A 17,038-nucleotide genomic window follows, 5' to 3' on the forward strand; every position below is an offset into this window, starting at 1 on the left:
CCTAGGGAAGGGGCCGGCGGGGCGTCGTCCAGTCTACCGGGGGGGATGCCGCGGCGAAGCGCCCGGCGAGCGCGCGGGCCGCCTCCACGAGCGGCTCCGGCCCGACGACCGTGAAGTCCGCGTCGAAGCGCGCGACCGCCGCGAGCACGCCGACCCATGACCAGGACCCGATCGTCACGCGGCACGAGTCGTCATCGAGGGGCTCGACGGTGCCGTCGGCACCCACCCACGGGGCGACGTCAGGGGCCGGGAGCTGGAGAACGACCTCGCCGACACAGGGCCACCGGTCCTCGGCATCCGATCCCTTCGCGCGCGCCGCGAGGTAGGTCTGCGCGTCGGCGGCCGGCAGCGGGCGGGGTGTGAACGCGGGACCGTGGGGGACGCGCGGAACGAGACGGTCGAGGCGGAAGGTGCGCCAGTCGTCGGCGTCGAGGTCCCAGGCGAGCAGGTACCACCGCCCCTCCCGTGCGACCACCGCGTGCGGTTCGGCCCGGCGGGCCGGCCGGTCGGCGTCGCCGTAGTCGAAGCGCAGCACGACGCGGTCGCGCACGGCCGCGCTCACCGTCTCGAGCACACCGGGGTCCACGCGGGTCGGATTCTCGACGCCGGCGAAGCGGATGCCGTCGACGCGATGTCGGAGACGCGAGGGCATGACCTGCCGCACGGTGGCGAGCGCACGGGCGGCGCCCTCGTCGATGTCGATGCCGCTCGCGGGGACGCTCTGCAGCGCGACCGCGATCGCCACGGCCTGTGCGTCGTCGAACAGCAGCGGAGGGAGTTCGGATCCGGCATCCAATCGATAGCCGCCGTCCGGACCTTTGACCGCCGTGATGCGGTAGCCGAGCTCGCGCAGCCGATCGACGTCGCGGCGCACGGTGCGCGGCGTGACCTCGAGACGCTCGGCGAGCACGGCACCCGGCCGGTCGCGGCGCATCTGCAGCAGAGACAGCAGAGCGAGCATGCGCGAGGAGCTTCCGGTCATGACTTCATTGTCGCGCAAGTAGAGGACCGAAACTGACCTCTACTGCTGTGATCGTGGAGTCACCGGCATCCCGCCGAGACCACCGATCGAGGAGATCCCATGTCCATCGTCACCACCACCCACTTCAACTTCCGCGGCACCGCCCGCCAGGCGCTGGAGTTCTACGCGTCGGTGTTCGATGCCACGGCGACGTTCGCGACCTACGGCGATGTCGGCATGCCGGCGGACGTGCCCGGTGCCGACCGGATCGTGTTCGGTCAGGTCGAGAACGCGGAAGGCGTCCGCCTCATGGCCTATGACATCCCCGGAGCGGATGCGGATGCCGCGGCGACCGCCGGCACGACCCGACGCGAGAACGGTACGACCGTGACCGACCGGACGTTCTTCCAGTCGCTGCGCGCCGGGTCGCTCGACGAGCTCACGTGCTACTGGGACGCCCTCGCCGACGGTGCCGAGGTCGTCGAGCCGCTGGCGGCGTCGGCCTGGTCGGCCGGCTTCGGGATGCTCACGGACCGCTTCGGGGTGACCTGGGTGCTCGACGTGCGCTCCGCCTGATCCCCTCGGACAGCCGGACCCTCACCTGAGGCCTCCGGTCGGAAGCCGGAGGTCGTCAGTCGTTTCGGCCGGGCCCGCCGCCGTCGCCGGGCTTACCGGGGCTGCCGTTGCCGTTGTTGCCGGGGCCGCTGTCGTTCCCGGGGCCGCTGTCGTTCCCTGGGGCGCCGGGGTTGCCGTTCCCCGCGTCGCCATCGGTACCGCGGTCCTCGGTGCTCTCCGTCACGGGTTCGGGGAGCGTCTGCTCGGTGACGACGACCTCGACGTCGGTCTCGGCCGGTGCCACGACCGCGCGGTCGAGGCCGCCGGTGGCCTGACGCGAACCGACCTCCGTCGGGGGTGAGGCGACCGAGAATCCCAGCACGAGCGCGCCGGTCGCGACGAGTGCCGAGGCGGCGGCGATCCCGACAGCGGCGCGACGGCGCTTGTATCCCGAGGGATGCTGCTCCGACGTGATCGGGGTCGTCTCGGCGGTGCCGGAATCGGCGACCGCTGCCGGAGCTGCGACGGAGGGTGCTGCGCCCTGCGCGGCATCCGCGATCGGCTGCGTCGCGGCGTCCGCTTTCATGAGGCGACCGGCGGCGTGCGACACCTCGCGGGCGGTGGGACGCTCGGCCGGGTCGAGGCGGGTCATGGCCGCAAGCAGCTCTCGCCAGGCGTCGTCGAGGTCGTCGGGGATCGTCGGCGGGTTCATGATGCGCGCGGCGGCGGCACCGCGACCCGTCGCAGTGGCGGGATAGGTCGGCTCGCCGGTGAGAGCCTCGAGCAGCACGAGACCGAGGGCGAAGATGTCGATCGGGGTGTCCGGTTCCGCATCCCGCAGTGTCTCCGGAGCCATATAGGTGAAGGTCCCGAGCACGATGCCGGGCGACGTCATCCGAGGGCTGCCGATCTGGCAGGCGATGCCGAAGTCGGCGAGCTTGGCGGTGCGGGGACCACCGCCCGGGTCGCGGCCGAGCAGCACGTTCGAGGGCTTGACGTCGCGGTGCACGATGCCGAGACCGTGCACCACGGCCAGCCCCTCGGCCAAGTCGCGGGCGAGGCGGGCGACCTGACGGGGGCGCATCGGTCCGGTGCGCAGACGACGAGCGAGCGTCGGTCCGTCGACGTACTCCATGACGAGGTAGCGCGGACGATCCGGCAGCAGCTGCGCGTCGTACAGCGTCACGATCGACGGGTGGTTGACGGCGGCGAGCAGCGCCTTCTCATTGTGGGCACGGTTGGCGAAGGCCGTGGAGCCCTCGCCGTCATGCAGCATCTTGATCGCGACCGTGCGCTCGAGGTGCGTGTCCTCAGCGCGGTAGACCGTGGCCATTCCGCCGCGACCCAGGCGGTCGCTCAGCACGTAGCGTCCGTCGAGCAGAGCCTCGGTCTCGGACAGCACTTCGAGACTCATGACTCACCTCCGGCGGGCGCACACTGAACGAGCATGGTCCCGACCGTACGGGGACGAGATCGGGGAGTCACCGGCCTTGACCTGGGCCGTGAAACATGGATGCCTTCCGGCCGCGGATGCTGTCAAGGGGGTCTGCGCTGTCGGTGGCCTCGCGTAGGAAGGAGGGGACGGAGAGGACACGACACATGGCCGCAGGAGACATCGAGACCTTCCAGCGCGACGGGATCTGGTTCAACCGCATCGAGGGCGAGTCGCGCACGCTCGGCATGAGCTTCGTCTCCCAGGAGGAGGCCGAGAAGGTCGGTCGCGGCGCCGCGGTCGCGCGTCAGGTCGAGCACTCGGTGCGCACCGAGGAGGGGCCGTCCGACACCGGCGGTCTGTACGACTGGCACCCGAGGGAGCTCATGAACTGATGGCCGGCCCAGCCAGGGAGGTGCCGCGAGCGTTGATGCAGGTCTGCGTCAACGGCGCTCAGGACATCGCCGATCATCCCGCGCTGCACGCGGACCCCGGTCTCGCCGCCGCCGACGCCGCCAGGGCCATCGCGGCGGGTGCGGGTGCCATCCACGTGCATCCCAAGGATGCCGAGGGGCGGGACAGCATGTCGCCCGACGACGTCGCCCGCTGGGTGCGAGCGTTCCGCGAGGCGTGCCCGGAGACCCCGCTCGGTGTGACCACGGGGGCGTGGATCCAGCCCGACATCGAGCGTCGTATCCATGCGATCGCCCGATGGACCGAACTCCCCGACTTCGCCTCCCTGAACTGGCACGAGGCCGGAGCCCCGCGCGTCGCCGACATGCTGCACAGGCGGGGCGTCCGCATCGAAGCGGGCATCTGGGACGCCACAGGACTCGCGGCGTGGCGGGAGTCTCCCCTGCGAGGCGAGTGCCTGCGGGTGCTGATCGAACTCCCCGACGAGGCTGCGGAGGTGGTGCGCGGTCACGCCGAGGGACTCATCGCTCACGTGCGGGCCGAAGAGCCGGACATCGCGATCCTGCTGCACGGCGAAGCGCGATCCGCCTGGCCGGCACTCGCTCTGGCGGCCGAGCTCGGCCTGGAGTCGCGCATCGGACTCGAGGACACGCTCGTCCTCCCCGACGGGCGCCCTGCGGCCGACAACGCGTCACTCGTGCGTGCGGCGGCGGCGCTGGCGGGCGGGGCCTGAGGGCGACACGGATGGACACGCGGGATGCGCCGGCGTCGCGCCCTTCATAGGGTGGAATCTCCCGTCGAAGGAGCCCGACATGTCCGACACCCGCACCGCGAGCGCAGCCTCGCGATGTCGCCGGGCGGCCTGAGAGCCGCACGCCATGACCGACCCGTCGCGCCCCGCCCCGCATCCCTTCGACACCCGGACCCGGTTCGATCTCGATCGTCCGGAGAGCCGCAAGTGGAGTCTGCATCCCGGGCGCATCGGCGCCTGGGTCGCCGAGATGGACTTCGGCATCGCCCCTGAGATCGCGGCGGCGATGCATCGGGCCATCGATGAAGAGAACCTCGGCTACCTGTCGCCGCCCCTCGCCGCCGAGCTCGGCCGGGCGACCGCGGACTGGATGCGCGACGAGTACGCCTGGACGATCGACCCCGAGAGCGTGCATCCGGTGTCCGACGTCATGGCCGCGCTGCGCGTCGCCGTCGAGGAGTATGCGCCGGCGGGGTCGCCGGTGATCGTGCCGACGCCGGCGTACATGCCCTTCCTCACGTTCCTGCCCACGATCGGGCACCCGGTCGTCGAGGTGCCGGGGGTCGAGATCGACGGTCGCTGGCATCACGACCTCGGCCGCATCGACGAGGCGTTCGCGGCGGGAGCGCGGACTCTTGTGCTCTGCAACCCGCACAATCCGACCGGCACCGTGGTCGACCGGGATGAGCTCGAGGCGCTCGCGCAGATCGTCGAGAGGCACGGTGGCCGCGTCTTCGCCGACGAGATCCACGCCCCGCTGCGGTTCGACGGGCGTCCGTTCGTGCCCTACGCCTCGGTCTCACCCGCGACCGCCGCGCACACCGTGACGGGCACGAGCGCCTCGAAGGCGTGGAACATCCCGGGCCTCAAGACCGCTCAGCTCGTGCTGTCGAACCGCATCGACCAGGAGCAGTACCGTCGGTTCGGCTTCTCGGTGCAGCATGGGGCGTCGACGCTCGGGGTGGTCGCGTCGACCGCGGCGTATCGCGAGGGACGGCCCTGGCTCGACGGGGTGCTGTCGTACCTGTCGGACTCGCGGCGTACGCTCGGAGAGCTCGTCACGGAGCATCTGCCCGGTGCCGTCTACCGGGAACCCGAGGCCACCTACATCGGATGGATCGACACCGGCGCCCTGGACATCGACGGCCGGCCCGCGGCGTTCTTCCGCGAGCAGGCCGGCGTCGTGCTGACCGAGGGCGCCCTGCTCGGCCGCGGGTACGAGGACTTCGTGCGGATCGTGTTCGCGACTCCGCGGCCGATTCTCGCGGAGGCGCTCGCCGCGATGGGGGATGCCGTGCGCGCCGGTGGACCGTCGGCATCCCCCTCGCGGCGAGTACCTGGCGGCTAGCTCACGTTCCCGAGGTCTGCGCGGTCCCAGGCGAGGATCGCGAAGATCTGGATCATGCCGGACTGGTCGAGCGTCGCTGCGGGGCGGGTCGGATCGTAGTCGCCGCCTCCCGACGGCTGGAAGTGGAACAATCCGGTCGCGGGGTCGCGGTTCGTGTCCCACATCAGCTGGGCGTACTGTTCCGCGGCAGCGCGATACGCGGGATCGTGGCTCACCGAGTCGAGCAGGAACAGATCGCGGAAGTAGAACGCGTTGAAGATGGCCGGCTGCTGCTGCAGCCTGTTCTCGGCGGTCCAGTACTCGAGCGATCCGCGCGCCGCGGCCTTGGCCTGCGTCAGATACTTCGTCTCGCCGGTCGCCCGGTAGAGGATGGTCGCGGTCGCGATCATCGACCCCGAGTTGTAGGTCCACAGCGTGGGGTTGACCTCGCCCGCGTCGTTGATGCTGTTGGCGTAGAGACCAGCCGAGGTCTTCAGACACTTGTTGTTCCAGCTGTAGAGCTTCGTGCTCCAAGTGAGATAGTCCGCGTCGCCGGTCTGTTCGTACAGGTGTGCGGCGAGCTGGGCGGCGAGCCCGGTGATGTTGGCGCCGCGGTCGGCGTTGTCGGGGCGGTCGATCCAGTCCATTCCGCCCGGGCAGGCGAGGGTGGCGTCGGTGTTCCACCCGCGCACCACGATCGAGAAGGCGTGCTCGGCCTTCTCGAGGTAGGCCGCGTCGCCGGTCTTTCGATACTGGCGCACGTCGGTGAGCCCGATGATGGAGTTGTCGTCGTAGAAGACGTCGCCCCCGGTGCCGAGCGGAGCGGGGAGGTAGGACTCGTATCCCGCGCGCCCTCCCTCGCGGACGTTGTAGTACAGCTCGAAGTTGGCGATGCGCTGCCGGGTCACGTTGGCGTAGGCGGGTCCGATGCCGGGGACGCCCTGCAGGTCGGCTGTCGCCTGACTCGCCTCCCGGTACTCCCAGAGGTAGGAATACGGGTTCGCCTCCTCGCCGGTGTTGAGACGGTAGAGCTGGTGTCCGGCGGCGCCGAGGTAGAGGTTGTCCTGCATCGCGTCGTAGCTGACGATCGCCCGATCGGACCAGGCGCCGGCATCCGACGGCGCAGCCGCTTGGGCGGGCGCGGCAGCGGTGGCGACCAGTATCGCGGCGGTCGCCACAGCGATCGCACTGCTGCGCATCGTCCGCGTATGGAGGGAAGAGGTTGACTTCATCGTTCATCCTGTCTTCAGATTGATATCGTTATCAACAAACCAAGCCTGACGGATGCCGCCGGGGGCGTCAACCCCTCTCCGGCGACCTGCTCACACGGCAGTGCCGCGCACGGAGGCCTTCACGGTCGCGCACTCCGCACCCACACCGGCGCCGTGCGGGCGGATCGTGTACTCGCCGACGGCCGCCGGGACGATGAAGGTCTCGGCGTAGTGCACGACGAACGGCTCGAAGGCCCGGGTGGGCGATTCCACGATCGCCTCCGCGCCCTCGACCAGGTTCAGCACGTTGACGGTCCCGCGGGTGTCGTGCGGCACGGCATCCGTGAACCAGTGGCGGCGCACCTCGATGAACTCGAGGTCGTGCAGACCTGTGCGCTCCTCCCGCCAGCCCTCGCCCTCCGCGACCGGGACGACCTGATCGATGAGGTTGTCCTCGGTCCACGCGGTGTCGCGCTCCCACTGGATGTTCGCGAGAGCATGGTCGAGGTGGATCGGACGCGGCACGCCGTCGAGGCCCACGCGGTCCCAGTCCCACATCTTGAACGTGAAGATGTACGGCGTCGCCGAGATCTCGAGCACCATCGAGTTCGCGCCGGAGCAGTGCACGGTGCCGGCGGGGATCGAGAAGTGGTCGTGCTTCGCGGCGGGGTAGGTGTTGACGTAGTCCTCGGCGGGGAACGAGATCTCCCCGGCCTGCGCGCGAGCGAGGTCGGCGGCGAGTCTCTCCCGGGAGACGCCCGTCTTGAGGCCGAGGTACACGACCGCGTCGTCGTCGGCGTCCAGCAGGTAGTAGCTCTCGTCCTGCGTGTAGGCCATCCCGAACCGGTCGCGGATGTACTCGGTGAGCGGGTGCACTTGCAGCGAGAGGTTGCCGCCGCCCATCGTGTCGAGCAGGTCGAAGCGGATGGGGAACTCGGCGCCGAACCGGGCGAAGGTGCGCTCGCCGAGCAGTTCCTTCGGGTGGGAGAACACCAGGTCGATGGAGGGAATCTGGAAGACGCCGACTCCGTCGCTCAGCAGCAGGCTGTTCTCCTCCGGTACGCCGTCGAACGACCAGGCGTAGTTGGCCTCCGAGGTGTCGAGTCCGCAGACCTGCTTCATCCACTGTCCGCCCCAGACGCCGGGGTCGAAGTACGGTACGACGCGGAACGGTCGCTGGGATGCCGCGGTCAGCGCTTCGCGGAAGGCGTCGCCGGTGATGAGCGCGGTCGCACCGACGCGGTTCGCGTCGAGCACGAAGTCGGCCGTGCCGAAGAGGGGGCGCTTGTGCCGGTCGGCCGCGCGCCACTCGAGGAAGAACCCGCGCTTGATCTTGCGCAGCGGATCCTCGTCGTGATTGTCGGCGTGCCAGTTCGGCATGCCGCGGCGGTAGCGCAGCTGGATCTCCCAGCGCGCCATCTCGACCAGCACCGTCACGTCGGCGCGGGTGAGGGTCGCCGCTCCCCAGCCCAGTAGAACGGTCGGGGCCGTGCGGTCGTCGACGCGGGCGCGGAGCTCGTTCCGAGCGTCGGCGTCGTAGAAGGCGTCGATCGTCGCATGGGACATCACGCCGAACACGCGATCGTCGGTGAGGTTCTGCGCGAACCGCTCCGCGAGCTCGGTCGCCGACAGGGCGGCCGACTCGATGTCCACGATCTCGAAACCGGGCAGCCCTATGCGGATCTCGTCGGTCAGGGCGAGGAGATCGGTGCCCGGGTACGCGTCGATCGCGATGAGTGCCCGGTCGCCGGCCGCGGCGGCGGCGTCGCGAAGAGTGCGCCAGGCGTCCGCGCCGTCGCGGATGCTCTCACCGGGAGGGAGCTCGATCACCGGGTGGCGGTCATAGGAGGAGGCACGCTCTCCGACGCGAGAAGAGGTATGGGGCATCGCTGCAGCCTTTCTTTCCGGATACCGGCGGGGACCGCTGGCAGCAACCGCACTGATATCGTTATCAACGTACATCACGGCCGTGCGAAAAGCACTCACTCCGGATGTCTACTCGCGGAAGCGGGTCGGGAGCTCGACGAGCTGCGGCTCACTCTCCGGTGCGGCGAGCCTCTGCATCATCATGCGGGCGGCCGTGCGCCCCAGCTCGCGAGGGTCGTGCTCGATGACCGAGAGGTCGAAGGGCACGAGCGCCGACAACTCGAAGTCGTCGAACGCGACGATGCGCATGGCGGCGGCCGCCTCGGGATGCTCTGCCAGAGCGCGCAGAGCGCCGATCGTGTTGCGGTTGTTCGCACTGAACACGGCCGTCGGCGGGTCATCGCCGGCCAGCAGCTCGACCATGACGTCGTGGGCGGCGGCATCGTCGTTCTGACCCGCCCGCATCAGGTCGGGGTCGATCGCGATGCCCGCCTCGTGATGCGCCCGCTCGAACCCGAGGCGCCGCCGTCGGCTGGTGAAGACGGAGGCGCGGTTGCCCAGGAACGCGATGCGTCGGTGGCCCTGTGCGATCAGGAACGCCGTGCCGTCGCGCGCGCCGTTCTCGTCGTCGACGAGCACGACGTCCGCGGTCACGCCGTCGACCTGGCGGGAGGCGAGGGCGAGAGGGATCCCTGCCGCCACGGCCGTGCGAAGGTGAGTGACGTCGCCGCCGGCGGGCACGACGATGAGTCCGTCGACCTTGCGGCCGATGAAGTCGTTGACGAGGGCGCGCTCGCGTTCGATGTCCTCGCCGCTGTTGCCGACCAGGAGCAGCATCCCGTCCGCGGTCACGATCTCCTCGACGCCGAGCTGCACCTGCGCGTAGTAGGGGTTCGCGACGTTCGTGATGATGACGCCGATCAGGCCGGTGCGCTGGCCGGGGCGGAGGCTTCTGGCGTTCTCGTTGCGGCGGTAGCCGAGGGCGGCGGCCGCGTCGAGCACGGCCTGCACCTTCTCGGGGCGCACGTTCGGTCCACCGCTGAGAACGCGCGACACCGTCATGGGCGAGACACCGGCGGCTGCGGCCACGTCCTGGACGGTGGGCGCGGCGGAGCCGCGATTCTTCGCAGGACGACCGGACATGCCGTCATGGTATCGATACTTCGCACGCGACGGCGGGCATCGAAGGGCGCCGCATGATCGTGCCGCCGCCAGCATTCCGGTTGCGTCGGATCGCTTGCCCTCGACTTCGAGAGCGTGTTACAGTCCGATTCTGATAACGATATCAACGCGGTTGACGCGAGATGTCGATCCTCTACCCGAACGAAGGAGTTCCGTGTGAAGTTCTCGCGAAGAATGGTCCTCGGCGCCGCCGCGCTCATGACCGTGGCCACGGTCGCCGGATGTGCCGGCTCGACCTCTGCCTCGTCGTCCGATCTGCAGTTCGTCACCGACAAGAGCTGGGACTTCGAGAAGTTCTCCGCCGTGTCGAAGGACGACATCGACGTGTCGCTCGACCCGGCGTACTACGCCGACCAGAACGCCTTCCAAGCGTTCATCAAGCAGTCCTTCCGCTCGAACAAGGCACCAGGGCTCTTCACCTGGCACACGGGTTCGTCGCTCGAGGATCTCGTCTCGGAGGGGCTCGTCGCCGAGACCACCGACATCTGGGAGAAGGCCGTCGCCGACGGCAACATCAGCGAGTCCGTGAAGGACCTCTACACGATCGACGGCAAGCAGTACTGCACGCCGATCAGCGTCGACGACTGGGTCATGTACTACGACAAGCGCACGTTCTCCGAGCTGGGCCTCGAGGTCCCCACGACCTGGGACGAGATGACGGCGGTCGCCGACACCCTCGTGGATGCGGGCATCGCACCGTTCTGGAACTCGGGCGGCAACCCCTGGGCGTTCGTGTGGTTCCAGATCCTGACCGCCGGCACCGACGTCGAGCTGTACAACGACCTCATGTCGGGCGATGCGAAGTTCACCGATCCCGAGGTCGTCGAGGTCATGAACGTGTGGCTCGACATGAAGGAGAAGGGCTACTTCTCCGACCCGGGTTCGAAGACGCCCGGAGAGACGCAGATCAAGGACCAGGAGGTCGCGATGATCCCCTTCGGCACCTGGTATGCGAGCACGCTCGACACCGTGGGGCTGGAGAGCGGCACCGACTGGGGCGTGTTCCCCATCCCGAACGTGAACCCCGACCAGGAGGTCACCCCGGTGGCCATCGAGACCGCTCCCGCCTGCGTGCCCGAGAAGTCGGCGCAGCGCGAGCTCGGCCTCGAGTACTCCGAATGGTGGATGGGCACCGAGGCGCAGACCGCGTGGTCGGAGCAGCAGGGCAACCTTCCCTTCAACCCGAACGCCACGGCCGCGACCGAGGAGTTCCAGAAGATCGGCGAGGAGTACACGGATCCGAAGTACACGTTCTATCTGCGCTACTACGAGGCGGCGCCCGCGCCCATCCTCACGTCGTCGCTCGACGAGTTCACCGGATTCATGACCAACCCCGGTGACCCGATGCCGTACCTCGAGGGCATCCAGAAGGTCGCGGACGAGTACTGGAGCGAGCATTGAGTCGGACTCCGGTCCGCTCCGCGCGTCAGCGCGACGCCTGGGCCTTCATGGGCCCGGGCGTCGCGGTGGTGCTCCTCGCGCTGTACGTCCCTGTCCTGTACACCGTCTACCTGAGCTTCACCGAGTACGACGGGCTCGGTGATCCGGAGTGGATCGGTGTCGACAACTACGTCGAGATGTTCCAGGACCCGGCGATCCTCGTCTCGATCCTCAACACCCTCGCCTGGGTCGGCGGCACACTGCTCGTGCCGGTCGGACTCGGCCTTCTGGTCGCCTATCTCGCGTACGGTCTCCCCGGCGCCGCGTGGCTGCGCGTCCCGTTCCTCATCCCGTACGCCCTGTCCGGCGTCGCTGTCGGCGTGATCTTCTCCTTCGTGCTGCAGAACGGCGGGGCCCTGTCGCAGGCGCTCGCGTTCCTGGGTCTGCCGGGTGCGGAGCTGCGCTGGCTGCAGGATGCTCCGCTGAACACGATCGTGATGATCCTCGCCGCCTCGTGGCAGGGGGTCGGCGTGAACGCCCTCCTGTTCACGGTCGGACTCCAGTCCATCCCGAAGGAGCCGCTCGAAGCCGCGAGGGTCGACGGCGCCGGCGGGTTCCGGCTGTTCACCTCCATGGTCTGGCCGCTGCTGCGCCCGACCACCACCATCGTGGTCGGGCTGTCGATCGTGAACAGCCTCAAGACGTTCGACATCGTGCAGTCGATGACCCAGGGAGGCCCGAATCGCGTGTCGGAGACCCTCGGCGTGACGATGTACCGCGAGACCTTCCTCAACAACGAGTACGGGATGGGCTCTGCGGTCGCGATCTTCCTGACCGTCATCACCGTCGCCGCATCCGTGATCTACCTGCGCCGCCAGCTGTCGCTCGGCGATGCCGCGCCGAAGACGGATGTCGCACCCCGCAAGATGGGAGCGCGCCGCGCATGATCTCCAAGATCCTCCGTTACGGCATCCTCGGCCTGATGGGCATCATCTGGCTGCTCCCGATCTACCTGCTGCTCGCCAACGCGGGCAAGACGACCTCGGAGTACTCCGGGTCGCGACTGTGGGAACCCGGCAACCTCGGAAGCCTGTGGACGAACGTCGTCGACGTCTTCACGACGACCGACGTGCCCTCCGGCCTCTTCATCACGGTGGTCTACGCGATCGTGGCGCCGATCATCGCGGTGATCCTCGGTGCGGCCGTCGGCTACGCGGTCATCGCGCTCAAGCTGAAGCACGGCTTCTTCTGGTTCTTCGTGATCTTCTGCGGCACGGTCTTCCCGCTGCAGCTCATGGTGATCCCGCTGTTCGCCGCGTACTCGCAGGTCGGCCTGTTCGACACAGCGGTCGGGATGATCCTCATCTACTCCGTGGTCTGCCTGCCGTTCTCGGCGTTCGTGATGCGCAACTTCTTCGCCGGCATCGCCGAATCGGTCTTCGAGGCCGCGGTGGTCGACGGAGCGAAGCCGTGGCGCATCTTCACCCAGATCTACCTGCCGATGTCGCGCAGTGCGCTCGTGGTCGTGTTCATCCTGCAGGCGACGTGGGTGTGGAACGACTTCCTGCTCGCGCTCATCCTCACGCAGAGCTCCGAGACGCGGCCCGTGATGCCGCTGCTGCAGGCGCTGCAGTCGGTGCAGGGCGGCGGATCGGCGTTCACGGTGCTGCTCACGGCGGCGCTGCTCGTGTCGATCCCGACGGCGCTGCTGTTCGGGCTCACGCAGAAGTACTTCCAGCGCGGTCTCGCCCTGGGGCAGTACTGACCGATGCGCGGCGGGACGCAGGATGCGAGAGTACGAGTGGTGAGCGACGACGCGCAGGGCACGACCGGGATGCCGGGCGCGACGTTGTGCGGCGTCGTCGAGGTCGGCGGGAGTCATGCGACGGCGGCGCTCGTCGAGACCACCCTGGCGTCTGCGCGGGTCGCGGAATCCGACACCGCGACTCTCGATCCTGCCCTGCCGGCGGACGATCTCCTCGATGCCTTCGTGGCTCCGGCCCGACGGCTGGACGGGATCGGCGCAGGGGGGTGGGTCGTGGCGATGCCCGGTCCGTTCGACTATGAGCGGGGCATCGGCATCTTCGGCGCGGTGGCGAAGTTCGACTCCCTCCGCGGGGTCGATGTACGCGCGGGGATGGCTCAGCGCCTCGGCATCGTCCCCGAGCGCCTCTCCTTCGTGAACGACGCCGCCGCCTACGCCCTGGGCGAGTGGGCTTTCGGAGCCGACACCCGCGCCGGACGTCAGGTGTGCGTCACGCTCGGCACCGGCGTCGGCTCTGCTTTCCTCGATCGCGGACGGATCGTCACCCACGGCGACGGCGTCCCGCCGGACGGCTGGGTCTATCCGCTGCAGTTCGCGGGCCGGCCCCTCGAGGACACGATCTCGACGAGGGCCATCGTCGCCGACCACGCGCGTCGCACCGGTCGGTCCGGCTCCGTGAAGCAGATCGCCGCCGAGGCGGCGGACGGGGAGGCGGATGCCGTCGCCGCGCTCGATCACGCGATGCGTGCTCTCGGTATCAGCCTCGGGCCCTGGCTCGCCTCGTTCCGCGCCGACCGTCTGACCGTGGGCGGGTCGATGGTGCGCTCCTGGCCGGTGCTGGTCGGTGCTCTCCTCGACGGCCTCGTGCAGGGCGGTGCGCCGGACGGACTCGACGTGGTGCCGTCTGCGCTTCTCGACGCCGCGCCGCTTCTCGGCGCCGCGCACTGGCTGCGTGCCCGCGACCCCGGCTCCTCCGGCTGAGATCCGCACCTTCGACACGAACTCCCCGCCTTCCTCCGACTTCCGCACCCTCGACTGATCCCCCGCACCCTCGACCCTGGAGCATCCGATCATGAAACCGTCCCTCATCTCCGCCAGCCCCTGGACCGGCGAGGAGGCCCGCGAGGGTCTTCTCCACCGTGCGACCGCCGCGGTGGCCACCATCGGGACGCACGTCGTCCGTGTCATCCCCGAACCGCTCCAGCGTCAGGCGGGCGGGCAGAGCGCGCGCAGCGTCCGGGTCGTGATCGAGGGCGACCGCGCCGCCGACGTCGAGGCGCTCGACGTGCAGATCGAAGATGCCGCCGGTGGGTCGCTCGGCATCGAACGGGCGACAGCGCCTGCCGGATCCGTGCGCGTCCTCGTGCCGGCATCCGCCGACCCCGTCGATGCGGTGGTGCGCGTGCCCGCCCTCGGCGACGAGTCGATCGCCGTGCGCCTCGACGGTGTGCGCCCCTGGAGCGTGCACGTGGTGCACCACTCCCACTTCGACTTCGGCTACACGGACCCGCAGGCGGCGGTGATCGCGAACCAGCGGTCGTACCTCGACTCGGCCGTGGAGCTGATCACCCGCACCGCGGACTGGCCCGAGGAGTCGCGGTTCCGCTGGAACGCCGAGGCCCTGTGGTCGTTCGACGACTGGGAGCGCCACCGCACCCCCGCGGAGATCGACGAACTCGTGCGCCTCGTGAAGGAGGGGTCGATCGGGCTGAGCGCGATGCCGTACAACCTCCACACCGACACGTGCTCGACGGACGAGCTCCACGAACTGCTCGCCTCGGCCCGCCGCATCCGCGACCAGTACGGCATCGAGTTCCGCAGCGCGATGCAGACCGACGTGCCGGGTCAGGTCGCGGGCCTCCCCGACGCGTTGTCCGATCTCGGGGTGCGGTACCTCGCGGTCGCGCACAACTGGGCGGGACGGTCCGAACCGCACCGCAACGGCGGGCTCGACAACCCCCGTATGTTCCGGTGGCGGTCGCCGGCCGGCAAGTCGGTGCTCGTCTGGATGACCGACAGTCCGCACGGCCTCGCGTACATCGAGGGGCCGATGGTCGGGTTCACCGAATCGTTCGAGACGCTCGAGACCGTGTTCTCGGCCTACCTCACGGCGCTGTCGACCAAGGGCTATCCCTTCCCGCCCGGGGTGTTCGGCGCCCACGGCGAGGAGGACCCCGGCCGCCAGCCGTACCCGTGGGACGTTCTGCACGTGCGCACGCAGGGCTTCATGGGCGACAACGGTCCCGCCCGCCTGCACCTCTCCGAGCAGGTGCGGCAGTGGAACGAGACCTGGGAGTACCCGCGCCTGCGCGTCTCCCGCAACGAGGACTTCTTCGAGGATGCCGAGGCGCGCTACGGCGACGAGCTGGTGACCTTCGAGGGCGACTGGGGCGACTGGTGGGTCGAGGGCGTCGGATCCGGAGCCGTGCCGCTCGCTCTGGCCCGCGAGGCGCAGGTCGCCGCTCCGGTCGCGCGCTCGATCTCGCAGCTGTCGCGCTGGAGCGGGGGCGACCCGGTCGCCTCGGAGGGTGCCGACGCGCGCGCCGCCTACGACGCGATCTCGATGTTCAACGAGCACACCTGGGGAGCCAGCAACTCGTGGACCCACGGTGATGAGGGATACGACTCGGGCGAGCGGCAGTGGCAGTGGAAGGTCGGGCACGCGATCGCCGCGCACCAGCGCACGGTCGACTCCACAGAGCTGGCGCTGCACCACCTCGGACGGGCGGTCGCCCCGGCGCCGGACGCTCTCGCGAGCTACGTGGTCGTGAACGTCGCCGGCCACGCCCGATCCACGACCGCCCGCGTGCTGGTGAAGGAGTCACAGGTTCCGCTCGACGCGCACGTCGCCGTCGTCGACGCCCGCACCGGTGACGTCGTGCCTCACACGGTCGAGGACCAGGGCAACTCGCTGCATCGGGAGTCGGGACGCTGGATCACGTTCCCGGTGACGGACGCACCGGAGGTCGGGTGGGTGCGGTTCGATCTGGTGCCCGCCGAGGAGCCGGCCGCCGCGCCGACCGTGCATCCGCTCCAGACCGGACGCCGTGAGGACATCCTCGTGCTCGAGAACGAGCATCTGCGAGTCGAGGTCGACGACCGCCGATCCGTGATCCGCTCGCTCGTCGAGAAGGCGACCGGGCGCGACTGGGTGAACCGGGAGTCGTTCGCGGGCTTCAACTCCTACATCTACGACACGTACGGCAGCTCGGGTGCCGGGGTGAACCACCTCGCGAACAAGCTGTCGGTCTCGCCCCGGCTCGAGCTGCTCGCGTCGCGCACGGTCGGCCGGCCGGCCGTGATCGTCGAGCGCGTGGACGACGCTGTCGAGCAGCGGCTGGTCTACGAGTTCCCCGCCGACGGTGTGGATGCCGTCCGCGTCACCCTCCGTCTGCGTCACGGCGACCCGACCCTGCTCATCGAGAACCGTGTCAGCAAGCCCGTCACGCGGGTGAAGGAGAGCGGGTACTTCGCGTTCCCGTTCGCGGCGGACGACCCGGCCGTGCGACTCGAGGTCTCCGGCGGGGTGACCGGCGACGGCATCCCGCACGTCCCCGGGGCGCCGCAGCACATGAGGGCCATCCGCAACTGGGTGACGGTCGCGGACCGAGACGATGCGGTCGTATGGGCGACGAAGGATGCACCGCTCGTGCAGACCGGGACGATCGCGCTGCCGTACGCGCCGTTCCCCGCCAGCACCGCGCCCGATGAGCCGTCGACCGTGATCTCGTGGTTCCACAACAACGTGTGGGACACGAACTTCCCGATCGAGCAGGGGTTCACCGCGACGTTCTCGTACGCGATCGGCGTGCGGGCCGTGGAGTCGCAGAGCGTCGAGGGCCTGGCCGTGGCGACGGCATCCGCTGTCGCGCGGCCGGTGGTGGCGATCCCCGCCGCGGGGCGCGGCGCATCGGAGCCGACCGCCTCGTTCCTGCACCTCGACGACGATCGCATCGCCGTGATCGGGGTCGGCACGGCCGACGAGCCCGGGTGGTCGCGGGTGCGACTGCAGTCGTTCGCCGACGTGCAGGCGCGGGTGCGGGTCGCGCTCGAGGGGATGGATGCCGCGCGCCGCGCGACCCTGCTGGGCGATCCGCTCGGCGATCTCACGGTCGTCGACGGAGCGGTCGTGCTCGAGCTGGCTCCGTTCGAGACGGCGGCGATCGAGGCGCGGATCTCCGACCGTTGAGTCCC

Annotated in this window: 14 protein-coding genes; 9 read left to right on the plus strand and 5 right to left on the minus strand. The window is 69.6% G+C overall.

The features are described 5' to 3' along the window. Position 1 precedes the first annotated feature (1 nt). Positions 2-982, minus strand: a complete 981-nt coding sequence (locus AKH00_RS12060) for a helix-turn-helix transcriptional regulator (protein WP_050723011.1) — start codon at positions 980-982, stop codon at positions 2-4. Positions 983-1,081: 99 nt separating this feature from the next. Between AKH00_RS12060 and AKH00_RS12065 the strand changes: the two genes are divergently transcribed. Further along, entirely contained in the window at positions 1,082-1,537 is a 456-nt protein-coding gene (locus AKH00_RS12065; RefSeq protein ID WP_050723012.1) for a VOC family protein, read from the plus strand. Positions 1,538-1,592: 55 nt separating this feature from the next. Here AKH00_RS12065 and AKH00_RS12070 read toward each other — a convergent pair whose 3' ends face one another. Beyond that, positions 1,593-2,930, minus strand: coding sequence for a serine/threonine-protein kinase (locus AKH00_RS12070; protein ID WP_050723013.1), 1,338 nt, complete (start codon positions 2,928-2,930; stop codon positions 1,593-1,595). 185 nt (positions 2,931-3,115) lie between these two features. Between AKH00_RS12070 and AKH00_RS12075 the strand changes: the two genes are divergently transcribed. The 3 genes from AKH00_RS12075 to AKH00_RS12085 all read left to right on the plus strand — a co-directional run bounded on the left by AKH00_RS12075 (position 3,116) and on the right by AKH00_RS12085 (position 5,461). Next, positions 3,116-3,343, plus strand: coding sequence for a DUF2188 domain-containing protein (locus AKH00_RS12075; protein ID WP_050723014.1), 228 nt, complete (start codon positions 3,116-3,118; stop codon positions 3,341-3,343). Further along, positions 3,343-4,095: a 3-keto-5-aminohexanoate cleavage protein gene (locus AKH00_RS12080; protein WP_050723015.1), complete on the plus strand. Its 753-nt coding sequence runs from the start codon at positions 3,343-3,345 to the stop codon at positions 4,093-4,095. The genes AKH00_RS12075 and AKH00_RS12080 overlap by 1 nt, the downstream gene beginning before the upstream one ends. Positions 4,096-4,240: 145 nt before the next feature. Further along, complete coding sequence (locus tag AKH00_RS12085; protein WP_050723016.1) at positions 4,241-5,461, plus strand: MalY/PatB family protein; 1,221 nt, start codon at positions 4,241-4,243, stop codon at positions 5,459-5,461. On the opposite strand, the gene AKH00_RS12090 is transcribed toward AKH00_RS12085, so the two are convergent. From AKH00_RS12090 to AKH00_RS12100, 3 genes are all read right to left on the minus strand, one after another. Further along, complete coding sequence (locus AKH00_RS12090) at positions 5,458-6,672, minus strand: glycoside hydrolase family 76 protein (protein WP_200903856.1); 1,215 nt, start codon at positions 6,670-6,672, stop codon at positions 5,458-5,460. The two genes, AKH00_RS12085 and AKH00_RS12090, sit on opposite strands and share 4 nt — an antisense overlap. A gap of 90 nt (positions 6,673-6,762) precedes the next feature. After that, positions 6,763-8,538: a class I mannose-6-phosphate isomerase gene (locus tag AKH00_RS12095; RefSeq protein ID WP_050723018.1), complete on the minus strand. Its 1,776-nt coding sequence runs from the start codon at positions 8,536-8,538 to the stop codon at positions 6,763-6,765. Positions 8,539-8,646: 108 nt separating this feature from the next. Continuing rightward, the gene (locus tag AKH00_RS12100; RefSeq protein WP_050723019.1) at positions 8,647-9,660 is read right to left on the minus strand and encodes a LacI family DNA-binding transcriptional regulator; all 1,014 of its coding nucleotides are present in this window, start codon (positions 9,658-9,660) and stop codon (positions 8,647-8,649) included. A gap of 195 nt (positions 9,661-9,855) precedes the next feature. Between AKH00_RS12100 and AKH00_RS12105 the strand changes: the two genes are divergently transcribed. The 5 genes from AKH00_RS12105 to AKH00_RS12125 all read left to right on the plus strand — a co-directional run bounded on the left by AKH00_RS12105 (position 9,856) and on the right by AKH00_RS12125 (position 17,033). Then, complete coding sequence (locus AKH00_RS12105) at positions 9,856-11,100, plus strand: ABC transporter substrate-binding protein (protein ID WP_152926179.1); 1,245 nt, start codon at positions 9,856-9,858, stop codon at positions 11,098-11,100. After that, positions 11,097-12,026, plus strand: coding sequence for a carbohydrate ABC transporter permease (locus tag AKH00_RS12110; protein WP_235556766.1), 930 nt, complete (start codon positions 11,097-11,099; stop codon positions 12,024-12,026). Before AKH00_RS12105 ends, AKH00_RS12110 begins: the two co-directional genes overlap by 4 nt. Beyond that, entirely contained in the window at positions 12,023-12,844 is an 822-nt protein-coding gene (locus tag AKH00_RS12115; protein ID WP_200903857.1) for a carbohydrate ABC transporter permease, read from the plus strand. Before AKH00_RS12110 ends, AKH00_RS12115 begins: the two co-directional genes overlap by 4 nt. A 39-nt stretch (positions 12,845-12,883) precedes the next feature. Beyond that, complete coding sequence (locus tag AKH00_RS12120) at positions 12,884-13,825, plus strand: ROK family protein (RefSeq protein WP_161804393.1); 942 nt, start codon at positions 12,884-12,886, stop codon at positions 13,823-13,825. Between the two features lie 91 nt (positions 13,826-13,916). Next, positions 13,917-17,033: a glycoside hydrolase family 38 C-terminal domain-containing protein gene (locus AKH00_RS12125; protein WP_050723023.1), complete on the plus strand. Its 3,117-nt coding sequence runs from the start codon at positions 13,917-13,919 to the stop codon at positions 17,031-17,033. Positions 17,034-17,038: the final 5 nt, after the last annotated feature.

This window comes from Microbacterium sp. GCS4 (genome assembly GCF_001262495.1).
In the GTDB taxonomy this organism is placed as follows: domain Bacteria; phylum Actinomycetota; class Actinomycetes; order Actinomycetales; family Microbacteriaceae; genus Microbacterium.